This is a genomic window from Glutamicibacter sp. MOO4, assembly GCF_056934395.1.
The window spans coordinates 1,362,087-1,383,169 of the sequence record NZ_CM167800.1 but is presented as its reverse complement, the minus strand read 5'-3'; the positions used below and the strand labels follow the sequence as shown (position 1 = coordinate 1,383,169).

General features: G+C 55.4%; 17 protein-coding genes. 12 read left to right on the top strand and 5 right to left on the bottom strand.

Annotated elements, in window-relative coordinates:
• Positions 1–7: 7 nt before the first annotated feature.
• The gene (gene helR / locus AC1Z3F_RS06405) at positions 8–2,152 is read right to left on the bottom strand and encodes an RNA polymerase recycling motor ATPase HelR (RefSeq protein ID WP_483566822.1); all 2,145 of its coding nucleotides are present in this window, start codon (positions 2,150–2,152) and stop codon (positions 8–10) included.
• A 451-nt stretch (positions 2,153–2,603) separates the two neighbouring features.
• Here helR and ileS point away from each other — a divergent pair, with 451 nt between their 5' ends.
• From ileS to ndk, 4 genes are read left to right on the top strand one after another with little or no spacing between them, the layout of a single operon-like run.
• Entirely contained in the window at positions 2,604–5,864 is a 3,261-nt protein-coding gene (gene ileS, locus AC1Z3F_RS06400) for an isoleucine--tRNA ligase (RefSeq protein WP_483566821.1), read from the top strand.
• 56 nt (positions 5,865–5,920) lie between these two features.
• Entirely contained in the window at positions 5,921–7,216 is a 1,296-nt protein-coding gene (locus AC1Z3F_RS06395) for a bifunctional folylpolyglutamate synthase/dihydrofolate synthase (RefSeq protein WP_131089774.1), read from the top strand.
• Complete coding sequence (locus AC1Z3F_RS06390; RefSeq protein ID WP_131088356.1) at positions 7,216–7,650, top strand: DUF4233 domain-containing protein; 435 nt, start codon at positions 7,216–7,218, stop codon at positions 7,648–7,650. The genes AC1Z3F_RS06395 and AC1Z3F_RS06390 overlap by 1 nt, the downstream gene beginning before the upstream one ends.
• Before the next feature lie 39 nt (positions 7,651–7,689).
• Complete coding sequence (ndk, locus tag AC1Z3F_RS06385; RefSeq protein WP_131088355.1) at positions 7,690–8,106, top strand: nucleoside-diphosphate kinase; 417 nt, start codon at positions 7,690–7,692, stop codon at positions 8,104–8,106.
• A 62-nt stretch (positions 8,107–8,168) separates the two neighbouring features.
• Here the strand turns inward: ndk and AC1Z3F_RS06380 are convergent, their stop codons facing one another.
• The 4 genes from AC1Z3F_RS06380 to AC1Z3F_RS06365 form a co-directional block, all read right to left on the bottom strand.
• A complete protein-coding gene (locus AC1Z3F_RS06380; RefSeq protein ID WP_165477267.1) occupies positions 8,169–8,336 on the bottom strand; it encodes a hypothetical protein in 168 nt (55 codons plus the stop codon).
• Between the two features lie 305 nt (positions 8,337–8,641).
• The gene (locus AC1Z3F_RS06375; protein WP_131088354.1) at positions 8,642–9,925 is read right to left on the bottom strand and encodes an AI-2E family transporter; all 1,284 of its coding nucleotides are present in this window, start codon (positions 9,923–9,925) and stop codon (positions 8,642–8,644) included.
• Between the two features lie 265 nt (positions 9,926–10,190).
• Positions 10,191–10,775, bottom strand: coding sequence for a GNAT family N-acetyltransferase (locus AC1Z3F_RS06370; RefSeq protein ID WP_131088353.1), 585 nt, complete (start codon positions 10,773–10,775; stop codon positions 10,191–10,193).
• 191 nt (positions 10,776–10,966) lie between these two features.
• Positions 10,967–11,590 (bottom strand): vitamin K epoxide reductase family protein, encoded by a 624-nt coding sequence (locus AC1Z3F_RS06365; RefSeq protein WP_131088352.1) that lies wholly within the window; start codon positions 11,588–11,590, stop codon positions 10,967–10,969.
• A 602-nt stretch (positions 11,591–12,192) separates the two neighbouring features.
• Here AC1Z3F_RS06365 and AC1Z3F_RS06360 point away from each other — a divergent pair.
• The 8 genes from AC1Z3F_RS06360 to nadD all read left to right on the top strand — a co-directional run bounded on the left by AC1Z3F_RS06360 (position 12,193) and on the right by nadD (position 21,024).
• Positions 12,193–15,066: an Rne/Rng family ribonuclease gene (locus AC1Z3F_RS06360; RefSeq protein ID WP_131089773.1), complete on the top strand. Its 2,874-nt coding sequence runs from the start codon at positions 12,193–12,195 to the stop codon at positions 15,064–15,066.
• Positions 15,067–15,294: 228 nt separating this feature from the next.
• Positions 15,295–15,603 carry a 50S ribosomal protein L21 gene (rplU, locus tag AC1Z3F_RS06355; RefSeq protein ID WP_013349163.1) on the top strand — a complete coding sequence of 103 codons (309 nt, stop codon included), beginning with the start codon at positions 15,295–15,297 and terminating at the stop codon, positions 15,601–15,603.
• 48 nt (positions 15,604–15,651) lie between these two features.
• The gene (gene rpmA, locus AC1Z3F_RS06350; RefSeq protein WP_022875303.1) at positions 15,652–15,906 is read left to right on the top strand and encodes a 50S ribosomal protein L27; all 255 of its coding nucleotides are present in this window, start codon (positions 15,652–15,654) and stop codon (positions 15,904–15,906) included.
• Positions 15,907–16,031: 125 nt separating this feature from the next.
• Positions 16,032–17,621 (top strand): GTPase ObgE, encoded by a 1,590-nt coding sequence (gene obgE / locus AC1Z3F_RS06345; protein WP_483566820.1) that lies wholly within the window; start codon positions 16,032–16,034, stop codon positions 17,619–17,621.
• Positions 17,622–17,624: 3 nt separating this feature from the next.
• Complete coding sequence (proB, locus tag AC1Z3F_RS06340; protein ID WP_483566819.1) at positions 17,625–18,782, top strand: glutamate 5-kinase; 1,158 nt, start codon at positions 17,625–17,627, stop codon at positions 18,780–18,782.
• Positions 18,783–18,792: 10 nt separating this feature from the next.
• Entirely contained in the window at positions 18,793–20,085 is a 1,293-nt protein-coding gene (locus tag AC1Z3F_RS06335; RefSeq protein WP_242632443.1) for a glutamate-5-semialdehyde dehydrogenase, read from the top strand.
• A gap of 118 nt (positions 20,086–20,203) precedes the next feature.
• Positions 20,204–20,416, top strand: coding sequence for a hypothetical protein (locus AC1Z3F_RS06330; protein ID WP_131088348.1), 213 nt, complete (start codon positions 20,204–20,206; stop codon positions 20,414–20,416).
• A 2-nt stretch (positions 20,417–20,418) separates the two neighbouring features.
• Complete coding sequence (gene nadD, locus AC1Z3F_RS06325; protein WP_131088347.1) at positions 20,419–21,024, top strand: nicotinate-nucleotide adenylyltransferase; 606 nt, start codon at positions 20,419–20,421, stop codon at positions 21,022–21,024.
• Positions 21,025–21,083: the final 59 nt, after the last annotated feature.

Below are 21,083 nucleotides of genomic sequence, written 5' to 3'. Positions count from 1 at the left end.
TGGCTGACTACTGGTCTGTGAGCACTACCAATTGGGCAGTTGCCCGGGTCATCGAAACGTACCGCCGAACTGCGCCCGATAGACCGGTGCCAAAGTTTTCGGGTTTGTAGACAGCCACAAAATCGAATTCAAGGCCCTTGACATTTTCTGGCGAAAGCGAGCTAACCCGGTTGGATGCAATGTAGGCAGGGTGGCTGATAACAGCTGCTGTACCTTCTGGATGATTGGCCAGCCATTGCTCAAGAATCGACGTCAGCTGTGTTGGGCTGGCGAAGCGAACCGACTCTCCATCAGATCTCAGGGAATCAGGAACATTGGCATCGGGCATCTGACTGTGTATCTGCGCGGCAGCAACTTCCATGATTTCTGCGGTGCTACGGTAATTCACCCGTAGCTGCGAGACCGTGGCATCTCTGATCCCGAGATGACTCAGGCGTTCCTCCCACGAACCGGTGAAGCCTCTTGATGCCTGGGCCCGATCTCCAACAATCGTTAAACTGCCCGAGGGGCATCGGCGCAAGACCATAGCCCACTGGGCGTCAGTCAGATCTTGTGCTTCATCAATCACGACATGTGAGTAGGGTCCATCGAAAATTTCCGTTTCGGAGTCGGCTTCAAGATGTTGGTTCAGTAGTTGCTCTTGAAGATCTTCGTGGATCAATTGAGAACTCAAGTCCTCTTTATCGTCAGCGGACTGCACTAAATCACTGATCACACTTTTCCACTGTTGACGTTCTGCCCGCACCGTCGCTTCACGGCGCTGCCGCTTTGATTCGTTGGCGGGATCACCGATCAGCGAGCGAGACAAGTCGATCAGCGGAATATCGGCATTGGTCCACGAACGTGTTGAGGGAGCGGCGAGTAACTTCTTGATGTCGTCATCGCCCAGCTCTACACCGCTATAGCGCAGCAGCGCTGGTGTCGTATACAGGCTGCGCAACAGATTCATTGGATCTAGTAGTGGCCAGCACTCATTGAGGTGGGCAGCGAGGTCGGTATTTCTTTCGAGCTCATGGCGCAGGGTCTGGTGCAATGATGCTTCGCTGGCTAGGTGTGGCAGAAGCAGTTCAATCAGTGCCTCGCGTAGTTGAACTCTTGCTTCGTTATGAGGCGTAGCGGAGTCAACCATCGATACCGCGTTGCGCCACAGCTCAGGCGAAAGAGTAACTTGGCCGTCAGTGAGTTGAATTTCCAAGCTGGTATTCGGAGGTAATTGGAAAACCTTCACCGCTCTCTGGACAGTATTGAGCATCGAGGTACTGGCCTTGATACGAATGATGTCCGGGTCTGTCTCGGCAAGCACCTCACCCTCAATCGAAACTATGTTCGAAAGCGTTGAGATTTGTACTTCCTCCTCGCCAAGGTTGGGCAGGATATCGGAGACGTAGGCTGAATAGGCTTCGTGTGGACTGACAACCAAAATCTTGCCGCCTTGGCTGCGCAAGCGCGGATCCGCATAGAGCAAATAAGCCGCCCGGTGAAGAGCAACTACGGTTTTCCCGGTTCCGGGCCCACCATCAACTACCAGTGCACCTTTCGAGCTGGCGCGAATGATTGCGTCTTGATCCGTCTGAATGGTTGAGAGGACATCTTGCATCTTTGATGTCCGAGTGCTTGAGAGCGAAGCGAGGAAGGATGAGCGATCATCTAGTTTTTGATGCTCGGACAGTAGCGATGAATCAAACACTTCATCCCAAAAATCGGTGATGACCTGACGACGCCACCGATAACGCCGGCGTAGAGATAAGCCATAAGGATTTTCATGGGTCGCTGCGAAAAATGGTTCTGCAGCCGGTGCGCGCCAATCGAGCATCAGTTGCTTGCCTACGGCATCGCTTAGCCCAACGCGGCCGATGTACTGGCGCTCGCCGGTAGTCGTGTTTTGCATGAACCCCAGGCAGGCAATGGGCCCCATGCGGTCAAGCTGGCGAAGCCTTTGACCTAACTCGTTGAGCTCAATGTCGCGTTCTAGGGATTGTTGCAAGTTGCCGGCGTGGTCTTTCCCGCGACGGGCGATGCGCTGCACGGTTTCGCTGCGCAGTTCTTCTACGCGTGCGGCGATCTCATCTAAGCGTTGCTGATCTTCGTCGAGGGCGGTGAAAGGTTCGGTGTCGGATGATTTTTCGGAAATCTCAAAGTAGCTGATGCTCATGGCTCTTTCTGGCACGGTGACTCCCGGACGTGGGTGATGCTCAAAGGGGAAGTTATTGATTATGAACCATGGGTAGGGCCTTGCGGCAAGGCCCCCTCAACGCGCTATTCTGAAAATGTAGGAAGTGGCGCAATGGGTTTTACTAGCTATTGGTTGTGAGCCTTAACTCACTTCACGCCATGGTGATCAGGGGAATTTTCACCACAACAATGACACGGTAGGATAGAACTACTCAGGTATTGATCCGGCTATCACCGGGGAGCCTTCGGAAGAACAGCGGTACTGGTTTGCCAGCACCACCTAGTAGAACCGAACGGGACCAGCCCGTCATAGCTGATGACAAGTGGTTCTTCACCATCGGGTGAGGAATAAGCGGGGTGGTACCGCGGCATTTCTGCCGTCCTCGTAGGCAAGGAATTATCGACCCTACGCTTGAAGGACGGCCCATTCGATGAGCTTTTACCCGAAGGTCACCACTGACCCAACCGGTTCGACCCCGGCTTCACCGCGATTCCCAGAACTTGAGAAGCGCGTCCTCGAATACTGGAAGAACGACGACACTTTCCAGGCCTCCATTGATCAGCGTGAGGGTGAAGAATTCGTCTTCTACGATGGCCCTCCCTTCGCTAATGGTCTGCCACACTACGGCCACCTGCTTACCGGCTACGTCAAAGACCTTGTAGCTCGCTACCAAACCCAGCGGGGCAAGCGCGTTGAGCGTCGCTTCGGTTGGGATACCCACGGACTGCCAGCCGAGCTGGAAGCCATGAAGCAGCTGGGCATGACGGACAAGAAGCAGATCGAAGCCATGGGCATCGATAAGTTCAACGACGCCTGCCGCACCTCGGTGATGAAGTACGCCGACGAGTGGAAGCAGTACGTCAACCGTCAGGCTCGCTGGGTTGATTTTGAGAACGACTACAAGACCCTGAACGTTGAGTTCATGGAGTCGGTCATCTGGGCTTTCAAACAGCTCTCGGACAAGGGCCTGACCTATCAGGGCTTCCGTGTGCTTCCATACTGCTGGAAGGACGAAACCCCACTGTCCAACCACGAGTTGCGTATGGACGACGACGTTTACAAGAACCGTCAGGACCAGACCGTCACCGTTGGTTTCACCATCCTTGCCGGCGAAACCGAGGCCTCCAAGGCCCTTGCTGGCGTACAGGCCCTGGCCTGGACGACCACCCCGTGGACCCTGCCAACCAACGCCGCGCTGGCAGTGCACCCATCGATCGAGTACGTTGTCGTTCCAGCTGGTGAGGCCGGCGTGAAGGCCTCAGCCGCCGCCGGTCCATTCCTGCTGGCCAAGGACCTTTTGGGCTCCTACGCCAAGGACTTGGGCTATGAGGATGCCAAGGACGCTGCCGCTGCGATCACCGCCACCTTTGCTGGTGCTGATCTTGCTGGCGTACGCTACCAGCCACTGTGGGATACCTACACCGACACCGAGAAGTACGGCACCGAGAACGCATGGCAGATTGTCACCGCCGACTACGTCACCGTAGCTGACGGTACCGGCATCGTTCACCAGGCTCCGGCCTACGGTGAAGATGACCAGAAGGTCTGTGAAGAAAACGGCATCCCTGTCATCATCTCTGTCGATGAGGGCGCCAAGTTCCTCTCCGTCTTTGCCGGCGGCCCACTGGCTGACATCGTTGGTGTGCAGGTCTTTGACGCCAACAAGACCATCACCAACGTGCTTAAGGATGAAGCCAAGCTGATCAAGCAGGCCTCCTACGAGCACTCCTACCCACACTGCTGGCGTTGCCGTACCCCGCTGATCTACCGCGCGATTTCTTCTTGGTATGTTGAGGTCTCCAAGTTCAAGGACCGCATGGTCGAGCTGAACGAGCAGATCAACTGGATCCCAGGCAACGTGAAGCACGGCCAGTTTGGCAAGTGGCTGGAAAACGCTCGCGACTGGTCCATCTCGCGTAACCGCTACTGGGGTTCGCCAATCCCAGTCTGGGAATGCACGGGAGCAGAATGCACCCACCGCGAAGTCTTTGGCTCATTGGATGAACTGAAGAACTTCTTCGGTCGCTTGCCACTGAACCACGAAGGACAGCCAGATCTACACCGCCCATTCATCGATGAGCTGACCAAGGCTCACGAAGGCTGCGCCGAAGGCGGCACCCTGGTGCGCGTAGAAGACGTACTGGATGTCTGGTTCGATTCCGGTTCGATGCCATACGCCCAGGTTCACTACCCATTCAACAACCAAGACTGGTTTGATTCCGGACACCACCCGGCTGACTTCATCGTTGAGTACATCGGTCAGACCCGTGGCTGGTTCTACACCATGCACGTGCTTTCCACCGCGCTCTTTGACCGCCCTGCCTACACCAACGTGATCTCCCACGGCATCGTGTTGGGCTCAGACGGTCAAAAGATGTCCAAGTCCTTGCGCAACTACCCGGATGTTAACGAGGTCCTAGACCGCGATGGCTCCGATGCGATGCGCTGGTTCCTGATGGCTAGCCCAATCCTGCGCGGCGGCAACCTCGTTGTCACCGAACAGGGCATCCGTGATGGCGTGCGTCAGGTATTACTGCCACTGTGGAATGTTTGGCACTTCTTCAACCTCTATACCAACTCTGCGAACAACGGGGCTGGCTACGAGGCCAAGCGTTCAACCAGCTCAACCGACCCGCTGGATCGGTACATGCTCGCCGCGACCGGCCAGCTCGTGCGTGATGTCACCGTTGCTCTGGACACTTACGAAGTCTCTGACGCCACCGAAGCTGTACGCCAGTACATGGATACCTTGACCAACTGGTACGTACGCCGAAGCCGCCAGCGTTTCTTCGATGAAGATACCCAGGCCTTCGACACCCTGTACACCGCACTGGAAACCTTGGTGAAGGTCACCGCTTCGCTGCTGCCACTGGCCAGCGAAGAGATCTTCCGCGGACTGACCGGCCAGCGTTCGGTGCACCTGACCGATTGGCCAGATGCCAACGAGTTCCCAACCGATGCAGGCTCGTTGGAAACCATGGAAACCACTCGTAAGATCTGCTCGGTGGGCTCCTCACTGCGTAAGGCTAAGAACCTGCGTGTGCGTTTGCCACTGGCTGAACTGAAGATCGTCTTGGCTGGTGCTGCACGTTTGGACGGTACCTACGCTTCGATCATCAAGGATGAACTGAACCTGAAAGCCGTGACCTTGATCGACGCTGAGGGTGTCGACGCAGCTAGGTACGGCATCAGCCAGCAACTGGTAGTCAACGCTCGTGCCGCCGGTCCACGCTTGGGCAAGAATGTGCAGCAGGCCATCAAGGGCGCCAAGTCCGGTGACTGGTCAGTGACCGATGGCGTGGTGACCGCTGGCGGTCTGGAACTTGTTGAAGGTGAATACACCTTGGATACCGTCGTAGATGCAGAAGGCGATATCGCTGCCGCAGTGATCGACGGCGGCTTCTTGGTATTGGACACCGAGGTGACCGAGGCGCTGGCTGCTGAAGGCACCGCACGTGACATGGTTCGTTCCATCCAGTCTGCCCGTAAGGATGCAGACCTGCAGGTTTCGGATCGCATCCAGACGGTGATCACTGCTAACGCGGCCACCATCGCAGCGCTAGAAGCTAACCGCGAATTGATCTCCGGTGAAACTCTCACCGCGCAGCTTGAATTGCGTGTTGATGAAAACGCCAAGGCTGAAAGCGTAAGCGTACAGAAGCTCGACACCACCACAGCAGAGGCTAACTAGTGAGCGAACTAAATCGGGTTTACGGCCAGTTGCTGGCCCGTGCTCCAGAAAACAAGATGGAACCTCGGATGGATCCGATGTTCCGTGCCATGGAGTTCCTGGGCGAACCAAACAAGTCTTGCCCGGTCATTCACATCACCGGTACCAACGGCAAAACCTCGACTGCACGCATGATCGAGTCACTGCTCGGTGCCCATGACCTGCGCACCGGGCGGTATTCCTCGCCGCACCTAATTTCCGTCACCGAGCGAATCAGCATTGACGGGGATCCTGTTGATGATGAAACTTTCGTTCGCGTCTGGGACGAGATCTTGCCCTTCATCGAACTTGTTGATGCTGAGCTTGTCGAGCGCGGCGAAAACAAGCTGACCTACTTTGAAGCGGTCACCATCTTGGCCTTTGCCATCTTTGCTGAGGTACCAGTGGACGTTGTGGTGCTAGAGGTTGGATTGGGCGGCATCACCGATGCCACCAATGTTGCCGATGGCGATGTCTCGGTTTTCACCCCTATCTCGCTGGATCACACCGACCTGCTGGGGGACACCACCGAGCTGATTGCTGAAGAGAAGGTGGGGATCCTCAAGCCAGGCGGATACCTAGTTTCTTCGGTGCAGCCTACCGATGCCGCTGACGTATTGCTTGCCCGTGCGCGTGAGCTGGAAGTTCCTGCAGCTTTTGACAGCTTGGACTTCAAGCTTTTGGAGCGTAAGTCTGGTGTGGGTGGACAGCTAATTTCCATTCAGGGACAGGCTGCTCGTTACGATGAGATCTTCCTGCCACTGCTTGGTGCCCACCAGGCACAGAACGCAACCGTGGCCCTTGCTGCTGTTGAGGCGTTCCTTGGGGGAGGCCAGCGCGAGCTGAACGCGGATCTAGTGCGTCAAGGCTTTGCCGCGACCTCCAGTCCGGGTCGCCTTGAATTGGTACGTAGCGCACCAAGCATCTTGGTAGATGCTGGACACAATCCTGAGGGAATTCGCGTTTCTGCAGATGCAATCAAGGAATCATACGGGTTCACCCGACTGGTACTCATGGTTGGCATCCTGCAGGAAAAGGACGCAGAAGCAATGCTCTACACCATGCGTGAAGAGTACGGCGATATGGTTGAGGACCTTTGCATCACCCAGTCTTCCTCGCCTCGTGCCATCCCAGCCGGTGAGCTGGCCACCCTAGCCATGAACGCTGGATGGCCTGAAGAAGACATCCACGTCACTGAAGATCTTGAAGATGCCGTGGAATGGTCGGTGGGTCGCGCTGAAGCTGGAGAAGATCTCGGCGGCGGCGTCTTGGTCACCGGTTCGATTACACTGGTGGGCGAAATTTCATTGTTGCTCAAGGGAAGTGAATCGTAATGGCCAAACTCACCCGTGCACAGCGCGAGTGGCGTCCTGGTATGAAAAAGAAGCAACGTTCTACAAAAACGATGTTTGCTTCCACCGTGTTGGTCTGTGAAGCCCTGCTGGCAGTATTTGTCACCTTGGCTGCATTTGGTCTCAAGCGTGGGGGAGAACCTGCTGTGGTGCTCGGCCTTGGCGCCGTCATCGCGTTACTGTGCATTCTTAACTGTGCGTTACTCGGAAAGAAGATCGGATTCATCATCGGATGGGTCTTGCAGTTGGTCTTTTTCCTCAGCGGATTTATCTTGGTCGATATGTTCTACCTCGCCGCGGCCTTCGCCTTGTGCTGGTGGTACGCCCTATCCAAGGGTGAAGAAATTGACGCTGAGAATCGACGTCGCGCCGCAGCCCAAGAAGCTTGGGACCAAGCGCACCCCGAACAAGCCTAATAACCTAGAAATACATCAACGATACGAAGAGGTAGTCAAATGACTGAACGTACACTGATCTTGGTCAAGCCAGATGGCGTCAAGCGCGCCCTGACCGGACAGATCCTTGCCCGCATTGAAGCCAAGGGCTACACCATTGTGAAGCTGCAGCAGCTGGAAGCTACTCGCGAGCTTTTGGCCGAGCACTACGCAGAGCACGAAGGCAAGCCATTCTACGAGCCACTGGTTGAGTTCATGCTCTCCGGTCCTGTTGTAGCCATCGTTGCTGAAGGACAGGGCGTAATTCCTGGCTTCCGTTCGCTAGCTGGCACCACCGATCCAACCGCCGCAGCACCTGGCACCATCCGTGGCGACTTCGGCCGCGACTGGGGCCTGAAGGTTCAGCAGAACCTCGTGCACGGTTCGGACTCCGTTGAGTCAGCAGAACGCGAAATTGGTATCTGGTTCGGCAAGTAAGCTGAACATGAGAAATCCCGGCAGATCGATGATCTGCCGGGATTTTTTGCCTTGGCGAATTTCTAGAGCCAATCGTCGAGGCTCTCAACGCTTGGAGGGGCAGTGCTGCCGCCTTGATCTAACTGTTGCTCCTCAGGTATTCCAATCATCACGACCTGATGATGCTCGGCCAAGGAGTCGGCTAGATGCGGGAAGTCATCATCTGTATTCCCGTTCTCAAAATTCAACATGCACAATCCTTCCAGTGGCTCTTGCCGCGTTATCCCGAAGCTGACTGAATCTGGATCAGGAACTGCAATACCGTGGTTTAAGTGAAGCATCCTGGGATGGAAAGCCTACCTCACATAAGTCACATTAAACACAAAGCCTAGTCTCGTGACAACGATACTCAGGGAAGAAAATGACTATCAGCGTGATTAGTTGACGTTTTGCGTAACAAATCGACCCAGTCAAGATCAGGGTAAAAAAAAGCTCTCCGGAAGATTTCCCTGATTTTTCAGGGATGATCTTCCGGAGAGCTTGTCAACAAAAACGGCTACCCTTTGGCCTCTTCGGACGAGGTGTCTTCAGCGCGATCGGCCTTAGCCAACGCTGCATCCTCTTCCTCGATCTCAGCTTCCGTTTGGATATCGGCGCTGGCCGCAGCAACCGGATTGGATTTGTCTCGCCCTGTCCAAACCTTGATCACAGCCCACGCTGCAGCTACCAGGGGAACAGCTAGTACCGCACCGATAATTCCAGCCAGCACGGTGCCGCCGGTCAATGCGAGCAGTACGACTAGTGGATGCAGGTTCAGTGCGCTCGCCATGACAACCGGCTGTAGGAAGTTACCTTCCAGCTGGTTCACCACGACTACCGCAGCCAAGACGATCAAAGCGACTACCGGTCCATTGGTCACCAACGCGATCAAGGTGGCAAGAATGCCGGCCACAGTGGCACCGACCATCGGAACAAATGAACCGAGGAAGACGATGACACCTAGCGGGATTGCCAGCGGTACACGGACAATCAGCAAGGTCGCGGTGATACCAATGGCGTCAACGGCAGCAACCGTTGCGGTGCCTCGAATGTACCCGCCGAAGGTGCGCAAGGCGCGGTCACCGGACTGGATCCACTTGTTGCGGTAGTGATCAGGAGTCCATGAAACGGCGAATGCCCAGATACGATCTCCGTCCTTCAGGAAGAAGAAGAGGATCACCAAAAGTAGAACTAGCCCAGTCAAGAAGCTGCCGGCAGCACTAAGCGTATTTAATGCGCCCGTGCCGAACTGCGAACTGGTCATGAAGCCAGTGACAGTCTTTACCGCTTCATCAATTTGGGTCTGATCAATTGTGATTGGCAGATTGCCAACCAAGCCTTGAACCATATCGTTGAGCTGGTTGAAACCCTGTACGGCCTTATCTACCAACTTTGGCCATTCGTTAATGACAGAGAAGACTAGCCCGGTTCCGATGCCACCGAGAACCAGGAAGGTCCCAAGGAAAACAATCCAGGCCGAAAGTAATGGCGAAAAGGTCTTGCGCAGTTTCACTACGAGAGGCCAAAGTGCACAAGAGATGATCACGGCCAACAAAGTTGGGATCACGATCATTGTCAGGCGCAGCATGCCCACAATAAGGAAGGCGGCAAGTGTACCGACGATGAGTAGCTGGGCACTGCGAATACCTAGTCGTCCTAAGAGATCACTCCAAAGTCCACTGACAGTAAAGTCAGGCTCGGTATCTTTGGTGACTAGTTGCTGGGCTCCGGATGCTGCTTTTGCTGGATTTGTTTGCTTCTTCTTTGGCGCTTGGGCTTTGCCCTTGCCGAAAAAAGCCATTGTTGCTCCTCGTAGCTTGTACTAAGTAGTTCTAACAATAGGCCAACGAGTTGACGAGCACCTAGGCCGACACCTCAGGGCAGGTTAAATCCTATTCAGCCTAGGTTTTAGCCGAAAAATAAGGGACTGAAGCCTGTCGATTGATTATCCGTGCGAGGTAACCGTGCGCTGGAATCCGGGGTCAGTGGACAGCACGTAGTTAAGGCAGTCAGGTGACCGTCCCAATGCGGGATGATCACCTGATGAAACCTACGAGCCGGGACTTTTAGGCCTTGAAATATTCCTCGGCCAGTAGCCCCATGACTATCTTGTCGTGGAACGAGCCATCGTGGAATCCTGCCTGGCGGATTCGGCCTTCCTCGTGGAAACCGGTGCGAACAAAAGTGCGTAAGGCTCTCTCGTTGTATGCCCAGACGTTCAGGCCGATCCGGTTAAGACCCATCTCGCGGAAGCCGTAATCAATGATCATCTTTGTTGCCAAAGTTCCGTAACCCTGACCTACGTTAGACCCACCGATCATGATCATCAGCTCAGCGGATCGTGCTGGAGCGTTGTAGTCATACAGTGCGGTGTGGCCAATTAGCGTGTCATCGGGAAGCGTGATCGACAGGCCAACGCCGTCGGTGGTGCCCCGGTTCAGGCTTCGTGACTTGAAAAGTGTGGCAGCTTCATTGACCGGGTGGGGGAGTACGAGGCTTCCTTGGAGAGCCATGAATTCTGGACTGTTCCACCATTGGGTGAGGAAAGCGAGATCATCCTCTTGTAGCTCACGCAATCGCAATTGGTCTGAAATCAGTAGATCGATTCCATAATTTTGGGCATTCTCTGTGTTCCATTTGTCACTTGCCATGTACCTAATCTACCGGTCTTTGCTGTGGAGAATTTGAAAAAATCGCGGAGCGCGAAGTCCTGCACATGCGTAGTTGAGTTATGTCACTGAACTCAACACCACCAAATCAACAAGGCAGTTAAAAGCCAGCCGGGTCGTTGCTAAGGCAACGACCCGGCTGGCCAAGACTATTCGAGATGGCTAAAGGCGGATTAGCCGAAGAACGCGTTAGGGAAGCGCAAGACGATGGAAGCGGCAACTAGGATCCACAGAACTGCGGTAATGATCCAGCTCCACTCGGTGAAGAATCGCTTGACCGCTGCACCTGCCGGAATAACGCCGGTGACTACGTTGCGCGCTGTAGTGAAGACAAAGAGTGGAATCACCATGACCCACACAATCATGCAGTAAGGGCACAGGGCATTGATTTCATAAAGAGCCTGGGACCAGAACCAAATGACCAGACCCGTAGCTGCAGTTACGCCTACTTGGAAGCAGATCCAGAACCAGCGTTTGAAGTTTGTTGCACCCGCCAGTAGTACGGCACCAATAGTGAGTACAATAGCGAAGCAGACAATACCGAAGAATGGGTTGGGGAAGCCGAAGATTCCGGCTTGCGCAGATCGCATCACAGTGCCACAAGAAATCCATGGATTGATGTCGCAGCTGGTGACGTAATCCGGGTTCTTGTACAGCTCCAAGCGCTCTAATACCAAGATTCCGGCAGCTAGCCATGAGATGAATCCGGTAATTACCAAGAGCAGCCCGAAACCGCGTTCTCTAGCCCACCAAGGCAACACGCCCGGGTTTTGGCTCTTTTCTAGTGATGAAACCATGTTTCGACTATTCCATAAATTTGTAGGAAAGCGGGAGTTTCCGCTTTGAGCCTTTTCATCTTAAGGAGCAATTCTGTGGAACTGATGAGAAGCGGTGAACGCGGTGTGAACTATATATGAGAGAATAGTGATGGTTGCTCGCGGATCCACAGTCTGCTTTCAACCCGACGACAGACTTTTGAAACAACAGATCGCCTGGCGATGCATCGCTTCGGTTGAGTGCCCAATACGTGCGCCTCCCGAGGGAATACCGCGGATCGTAGGGCTGCAAAGGAAAGCAGCCGGTTTTCATAGGCCACGTTGATCCGCAGGAATTGCGTCCAGTTCTATTTCAGAGCTAGTGGCAATCTTGCGGAAAATAGCGAGCTTTTGTGTCTGACCGATAGTAACTAGTCGGCCAAGAGACACGTGATGATTGTAGTTTCAGCGGTGGCGCCGTCTGTGGAGGATGCCTAAGCGGGACAAAGTAGGAGTACGCGAATCTAATGAGCGCAGCAAATCAACGAAAGGGCGGGGCGCAAGGTAACAAGCGAGGCAATCGTTCAACACGTGCCCGTCGAACCAGCGTTTCAACCACACCAGCGCGACCACTGCGTCGTGCAATGACCTTGGCAGAACTCAACGCCGCAGCTGGCGTTGAAGAAAGCCCATACCGCTGGCGAGCGACTCGCCGCACCCAGGTCTCAACCCCTGATTCAACCAAGCGGGCCAACCGTCAGGCTGAGCGTAAAGCTCAGGTTGCACGCCACGCTGCCAGCGACGAAGCAGTCGAGCAAGCAGCCACCCGGCAAGAAACTGCGGATCAGCAAGAACTAGCTAGCGCTGTTGTTGCACCTGCAGAAACTGCCGAGACTGCGCAGACTGAAGAAACTGCAGTGGCTGATGCTCCGGCTCCAGTAGTAGAAGACCACACCGGTCAGCTACTTGCTGAACACGGCAGCTCCATGATCCTTAACCCATTTGCTGTTCCGGAAACCGCTCAGGCAGTTCTGGCTCAGGCCGTGGCTAAGAAGCATGAACCAGCCCGCCGTGAAGCGCTGGACTCCGATGCTGAGGCCGATGACGTAACTTCACGTCGTCGCCGCCGCCGCCGTCGCGGAGATGTGGACTTGGAACTTGAAGGTGGCTCACAAGATGATCCACCCAACACGGTCACCCGAGTTCGTGCCCCACGTGCCAGTGTGGAGAGCCACGGCGCAGCCAGCGACCAAGTAACCTCGGTGCGCGGTTCAACGCGTCTTGAGGCAAAGCGTCAGCGTCGCCGTGAATCCCGCGAGACCGGCCGTCGCCGTCAGGTAATTACCGAGGCAGAGTTCTTGGCACGTCGCGAGTCGGTAGAACGCAAGATGATCGTTCGCCAGCGCGAGGACCGCATTCAGATCGGTGTCCTGGAAGACGGTGTGCTTGCAGAGCACTTCGTTTCCAAAACTCAGCAGGATTCGCTGATCGGCAACGTTTATGTTGGCAAGGTGCAGAACGTCTTGCCATCCATGGAAGCAGCTTTCGTGGATATCGGACGCGGCCGTAACGCTGTGCTGTACGCCGGTGAGGTTAACTGGGATATCGCTGCCCTTGAAGGTCAGCCACGTCGCATCGAAAACGCGCTGAAGGCCGGAGACTCGGTACTCGTTCAGGTCACCAAGGATCCAGTGGGTCACAAGGGTGCACGCCTGACCAGCCAGATTTCCTTGCCAGGACGCTACTTGGTCTACGTACCAGGTGGTTCCATGACCGGCATCTCGCGCAAACTGCCAGATGTTGAGCGCCAGCGCCTGAAGAAGATTTTGAAGGATCACCTGCCAGAAAACGCCGGCGTCATCGTACGTACCGCCGCTGAAGGTGCCTCCGAAGAGGAGCTGACCAACGATATTAACCGTCTGCGTGCGCAGTGGGAAGGTATCGAAGAGCAGGCCAACTCGACCAAGACCCTGGCTCCGGAGCTTCTGTACTCCGAACCAGATCTGACCATCAAGGTAGTCCGCGATGTCTTCAACGAAGACTTCACCAAGCTGATCGTCTCCGGCGAGCACGCTTGGGACACCATCGAGGCCTACGTCATGTACGTAGCACCAGATCTGATGGGACGCTTGGAAAAGTGGGAATCCGACGAGGATATCTTCGCTAACTACCGTGTTGATGAGCAGATTGCCAAGGCGCTGGACCGCAAGGTCTACCTGCCTTCGGGTGGTTCGCTGGTTATTGACCGCACCGAAGCGATGACCGTCGTTGACGTGAACACCGGTAAGTTCACCGGCTCCGGTGGCAACCTTGAAGAGACTGTGACCAAGAACAACTTGGAAGCAGCCGAAGAAGTTGTTCGCCAGCTGCGTTTGCGTGACATCGGTGGCATCATCGTTATCGACTTCATCGATATGGTCCTTGAGTCCAACCGCGATCTTGTCTTGCGTCGTCTTGTTGAGTGCTTGGGTCGAGATCGCACCAAGCACCAGGTAGCCGAGGTGACCTCCTTGGGTCTGGTCCAGATGACGCGTAAGCGTATGGGCACCGGATTGCTGGAAGTCTTCGGTGAAGAGTGCGAGCATTGTGCTGGCGCTGGTGTGATCACTCACGAAGAACCAGTTGAGTCGCGTCGCACCTTCAACTCGGCCGGCGAAGTTCAGGTAAAAAAGTTTAATGAAAAGCCTGCTCGTAATTCCCGTCGCCGTCGTGGTGGCGAGAAGGACGAGACCAAGCCAGCTGCAAAGCAGGAGAGCACCGTAGACGGTGAGAAGGATGAAGCCGCGCGTAACGCGTTGGCAAGCATCGCTGCTGCCTCGCACCTCGAAGTACACGCTGAAAATGCGGTGAACATCGAAGGTGAGCAGATTCCTGTGATCAAGACCAGCGTGCAGCCTGACGGCGACATCTCGGTCACCCTTGAAGCTCTCGAAGCGGCCCTACCGGGCAAGGGCGAGTCCGATGAGGATAATGAGGGCGGGCGCAAGCCACGTCGTCGTTCACGCTCACGGGGACGTAACCGTTCCCAGTCGGAGAATGAGACGCAGGACGCTAAGGTTGATGAAGCTGAATCGAGCACCGAAGAGGTACAGTCGGTAGCGGTTGAAGTTCATCAGGAGCCAAAGGCTGCCACGCAGCCTCGCAAGCGCTCACGCCGTGCTTCACGACCACAGGGCGCAGGAGCAGCGCAGTCGCAGCAGGACCAGCCGGTATTGACCGGTCTGGCCATGCCGGCAGCAAACGCCCCTATCGCCTCTGAGATCAGCACCCCTGCTGAATCAACGGCCACCGTTAGCGCGGTAGCCCCACAGAGTTCCACGAAACCGAAGCGACGCAGTCGTCGAGCCACCTCGGCTCAAGGCGACGCGAGTGCAGAAGTTCTCGTGGCTGAGGTATCCGAAGCTACCGGTTCGGTAGTTCAAATGGATGTCTCCAGTTCGCACAAAGAAAAGCCATCTGAGCCTGCCGGGCAACCGGTAATGCTCGGAGTGGGTGTTCCGGTACGCGAGCTGAAATAGATGAACTTGGTCACGCTTCCCCCGCTGGGGCACTTTGTATTTGCCCCAGTGGTGTGGACTAGCGTAATCTAGTTGATCGGTGCTAAACGCCAAGATCACGGACTTTCCGTCCGCTCGGCGTCAAGGCACAAGCGCATGAGATCCCCGGGATTCGCATCCTTTATTGGGTGTTCGGGTCGATATCTGCGCCGGTAAGACAATAAACGTCGAGTAGAAGTGAGTACCCACGTGGTGTACGCAATTGTCCGCGCAGGCGGCCACCAGGAGAAGGTTTCCGTTGGAGACCTCATCACCGTTGACCGTCTTCAGGCTGCCCCAGGCAGCTCCATCGAGCTTCCAGCTTTGCTGTTGGTAGATGGCGAGAAGGTTACTTCCGCAGCTGCTGATTTGGCTAAGGTCACGGTCACCGCTGAGGTTGTAGAAAACCTTCGCGGCGAGAAGATCGTAATCCAGAAGTACAAGAACAAGACCGGTTACAAGAAGCGCCAGGGCTTCCGTGCCGCTCTGACCAAGGTCAAGGTCACCTCGATCGCCTAATTGGGCCGATCGTAATATCCATTTTTGTAGCGAAAGAGGCTAAAAGGCATGGCACATAAGAAAGGTGCGAGTTCCACTCGCAACGGTCGCGATTCCAACGCACAGTACCTAGGCGTAAAGCGCTTTGGTGGTCAGGAAGTCAAGGCTGGCGAAATCATCGTTCGTCAGCGTGGCACCCACTTCCACCCAGGCGCCGGCGTAGGCCGTGGCAAGGATGACACCCTGTTCGCCCTGGCTGCTGGCGCAGTCGAGTTCGGCACCCGTCGTGGTCGCCGCGTGGTGAACATTGTTGCCGCAGCCTAATTTAGGCAACAGGCAAATTTTTTAGTACACAAGGGGTGGGCCGTTATTCGGTCCGCCCCTTGCGTGCATAGTTAGACTTTTCTGCGAGCACAGCTCGCAACCCCGTACTAGGAGAAGATGGCCCCGTGGCTGCATTCGTTGATCGCGTAACCCTTCATGTCACCGCAGGTAATGGTGGCCACGGTTGTGTGTCCATCAAGCGCGAGAAATTTAAACCGCTTGGCGGACCCGATGGCGGCAACGGCGGCAAGGGTGGCGACGTCATCTTGCGCGTTGACCCTCAGGTCACCACGCTGCTGGACTTCCACCACCTGCCACACCGCAAAGCCGGCAACGGCGAGCCAGGCAAGGGTGGACTGCACCCAGGCAAGCACGGTGAGGATCTGATCCTTGGCGTGCCTGCAGGTACCGTAATCAAGACCAAAGATGGCGACATCCTTGGTGACCTCATCAACATCGGGGACGAGTACATCGCGGCCCTTGGTGGCATGGGTGGTCTGGGCAACGCGGCAATCTCTTCGGATAAGCGCAAGGCTCCAGGCTTCGCATTGCTGGGTATTCCAGGCACCGCTCAGGACATTGTCCTTGAACTGAAGTCCATGGCAGATATTGCTCTGGTGGGTTACCCATCGGCTGGTAAGTCTTCGTTGATTGCCGCTGTTTCTGCAGCGCGTCCAAAGATCGCCGACTACCCGTTCACCACCTTGGTTCCTAACCTAGGCGTAGTCCAGGCCGGCGAAGTTCGCTTCACCGTAGCCGACGTGCCAGGACTGATCCCAGGTGCTTCCGAAGGCAAGGGCTTGGGACACGAGTTCCTGCGCCACGTAGAGCGCTGTGCAGCCATTGTGCACGTCTTGGACTGTGCCTCGCTGGAATCAGATCGTGATCCACTGACCGATCTGGATATCATCGAAGCCGAGTTGGCCAACTATGAAGCCGACTCCACCTTTGCTGGAACTGACGGCACGATCGTTCCACTGATCGAGCGCCCAAAGCTGATCGCCCTAAACAAGATTGACATGCCAGACGGCGCCGAAATGGCTGAATTTGTCCGTCCAGAGCTGGAAAAGCGCGGATACCGTGTCTTTGAGATCTCGGCACTCTCGCGTAATGGATTGCGTGAACTGTCCTTCGCTATGGCTGAATTGGTAGAACAGGCGCGAGCCGAAAAAGTTGTCGAGGCACCAGTTGTTGAGGTGCCAGTGATCCGTCAGCGTTCTTCGAAGCAGGAAGAGTTCTACATCCGCCGCGAAGAGCAGAACCTTGAGCCATTGTGGCGCGTTATCGGCGAAAAGCCTGAGCGCTGGATCATGCAGACTGACTTCCGTAATGATGAGGCAGTTGGCTACCTAGCCGACCGCCTAGCAAAACTGGGGGTAGAGAACAAGCTATTTAGGGCCGGTGCCAAGCCTGGTGACGCTGTCATCATTGGCTCCGAAGAAGATTCCGTGGTCTTTGACTGGGAGCCAACTATGGCTGCCGGTGCTGAACTACTCGGCGGAAGCCGACGTGGTGAAGACATCCGTCTGGAAGACCGCGGAGATCGCAAGACTCGCGAAGAAAAGCGCGCCGATCACGAAGAGCGCAAGGCCGCGAAGGCTGAAGCTCGTGCAGAGCTTGAAGCTGAACGCAAGGCCGGCATCTGGACTGAGTCGGTGAACGCAAAACGCAACAAGAAGGCTGCACCACCGAAGGCAGCCCAGGAGGAAAATTAAAGTATGAGTGAAAGTGCCACTAAGACTATTTCAGCCATTACCTCTCCTCACGAACTGCCCGAAGCACGGCGGATCGTAGTCAAGGTCGGATCAAGCTCGCTAACCACAGTTAGCGGGGGGATATCGCATGAAAGACTGAAGTTCTTGGTGGACACTCTCGCCGAGACCGTGAATAACGGGACCGAGGTTATCCTTGTTTCCTCCGGTGCAATTGCCGCCGGACTGGCCCCGCTGGGTTTGCCAAAACGTCCAAAGGACTTGGCAACCCAGCAGGCCGCGGCCGCAGTTGGTCAGGGTCTGCTGCTGGCCGAATACACACAGCTATTTGAAGAGCATGATTTGCGAGTGGGTCAGGTCCTACTGACCGCAGATGACCTGATGCGTCGCTCCTCTTACACCAACGCGTTGCGTTCTTTGGTTCGATTGCTGAACCTGGGCGTGCTACCTATCGTGAATGAAAATGACGCGGTAGCCACCCGTGAAATTCGTTTTGGCGACAATGATCGCCTCGCTGCCCTGGTAGCTCACTTGGTGAAAGCCGATGCCCTTCTGCTCTTCTCGGATGTTGATTCCGTCTATGACGCACACCCTGCGGACGGCGGAAGCCGAATCAGCACCATTGAGCACCCCGACGAGCTTGAATCCGTTGATCTGGGTACCCCAGGAGCTGCGGGAGTGGGCACCGGTGGCATGATCACCAAGGTTGATGCTGCAACCATGAGCTCTTCAGCAGGTATCCCAACACTCGTTACCAGTACCGACAACGCGGCTAAGGCCTTGCGTGGTCAGGACGTCGGCACTTGGTTTGCCGCACGCAATTCACGCCGCTCCGCACGAGACGTATGGTTGGCTTACCTCGCTGGTATTGAAGGCCGGCTGATTCTTGATGACGGTGCAGTCAAGGCTATTGCGCGGGGAACCAACTCGCTGCTTGCCGCCGGCATCATTGGGGTTGAAGGTGCATTTGAAGCTGGGGACGCCGTGGAACTCTGCGGATCTGACCGAGTTCCATTTGCCCGTGGCCTGGTTAATTACGGGTCAGATGAGCTACCTGAAATGCTGGGGCAGAACACCGGAGACCTGGTGGATCAGCTCGGCGAAGGTTACGACAAGTCAGTAGTGCATGTCGATGACCTAGCTTTGATCGAACCTATTTTCTAGGATGGGAACTATGAGTATCGACGCAGTACGAACAGAAGAACAGATCACCGACGTCACCAATTCGGTTTATCAGCTCGCTGATCGAGCTCGCCGTGCATCGCGGGTTCTCAAACGAGCCAACCGAGATTGGAAAGACCGCGCGCTGTTGGCCATCGCCTCCGGGATTGACGCGAACCGCTCCAAGATCATTGAAGAAAACAAAAAAGACTTAGAAGTTGGCCGTGGCAACGGAACTTCTGTGGCCATGCTGGACCGCCTGAAGCTGGACAATAAGCGCATTGACGGTCTGATTTCCGCCTTGCATGAACTTGCCGGCCTGCCAGATCCTGTCGGTCGCGTAGTTCGCGGCGAGACCCTGCCTAACGGTTTGCGCATGCGTCAGGTCAATGTCCCAATGGGTGTCATTGGAACTATTTACGAGGCTCGTCCCAACGTGACCGTAGACATTGCTGGGCTGTCGCTCAAGAGTGGCAACGCCGTGTTGTTGCGAGGCGGAACCGCTGCCTTCAACTCAAATCAGGCACTGGTCTCGACTATTCGTGACGCACTAGAATCTGTGTCTCTTCCACGAGACCTCGTGACTTCCATTGATCAATATGGTCGCGACGGCGCAGATGCGTTGATGGGCGCACGAGGCAAGGTTGACGTCTTGATTCCTCGTGGTGGCCGTGACCTGATTCAGCGTGTTGTCACCACTGCCAAGGTTCCAGTGATTGAAACCGGTGAAGGCAATGTGCACATCTTCTTGGACGCAGATGCTGAACAGCAGATGGCCATCGACATTCTGACCAATGCCAAGACTCAGCGACCAAGTGTGTGCAACACCGTGGAGACGCTGTTGATCCATAAGGATTCCACTGCCGCTGTGGCTGTACTGAAGGCCCTGTCGGCTGCGGGGGTGACCCTGCATGTTGATGAGCGCGCTGCAGCGTTGGTTCCTAGCCTAGAAACGGTGGCTGCCCAGGAAGAGGACTGGAGCACCGAGTACATGGATCTGGATATTGCCGTCAAGGTAGTAGATGACATTGACGCGGCTCTGGATCACATCCGTGAATACTCGACCGGTCACACAGAAGCTATCTTGACTTCATCGCTGGCGAACTCTGAGCTTTTCATTGCTGAGATTGAATCGGCTGCGGTCATTGTTAACGCTTCGACTCGTTTCACCGATGGTGGCCAGCTAGGTCTTGGAGCCGAAGTTGGTATCTCGACTCAGAAGATGCACGCTCGTGGTCCAATGGGTCTGACTGAGCTAACCACTACCAAGTGGATTGTTCAGGGTGACGGTCACGTCCGTAAATAGTTTCTGACGGCGCTTTTCGGTAGGATGTAGAAGAAACGTACCGTTACTTTTCGGGCCGTTGAACCGTTGGCTTTGGTCTACGGCTCAATCGGTACCGTGGATACGACTGGAGAATTACTTGAACGCGCTGATTCTGGCCTCTGAAGCCTCTACCACTGGCATCAGTGGGCACACCTGGTCCCTGCTTATCGGTGGCGGCATCTTCGTTGCATTGATGATCTTGCTTTTGATCACCGTTTCCTACACCAACGTAGGCAACCGTCATCCTGCCAAGGAAGAAGAGCAGGATATTCACCGTCAGTTCAAGACTCACGAACCACACAGTCATTAGTCTTGGCTGAGCGTCAGCATCGTGATCGCCCATTACGCCTCGGCGTGATGGGCGGTACTTTTGACCCTATCCATAATGGCCACTTGGTCGCCGCCAGCGAGGTGGCAGCTGAGCTGAATTTGGATGAGGTAGTTTTTGTACCTACCGGCCAGCCGTGGCAGAAGGCAGACAAGCAAGTAACGAGCCCAGAGCATCGTTACTTGATGACTGTCATTGCGACGGCGTCGAATCCCCGCTTCACTGTAAGCCGGGTAGACATTGACCGTGAGGGTGCAACTTACACGCGCGATACTCTCTTGGACTTACGCGCCCAGCGCCCGGAAGCAGAACTCTTCTTCATTACCGGTGCAGACGCGATGAGTCAGATCATGAGTTGGCGCGACATCGATCAAGTTTGGGACCTAGCGCATTTTGTTGGTGTTAGTCGTCCGGGTTACGTGATGAGTGATTTGGGACGTGAAAATGTCTCACAGCTTGAAATTCCAGCACTAGCGATATCCTCTACGGATTGTCGTGAACGCGTCGCCCAAGAGAAGCCAGTTTGGTACCTTGTGCCTGACGGTGTGGTGCAGTACATTGCAAAATATGGGCTGTATACCGAGTCGTAACCTCACATTCGGTGACGTAACACGGCATAATCTCTAGGTAAGGGTGACGGTATTTGTCT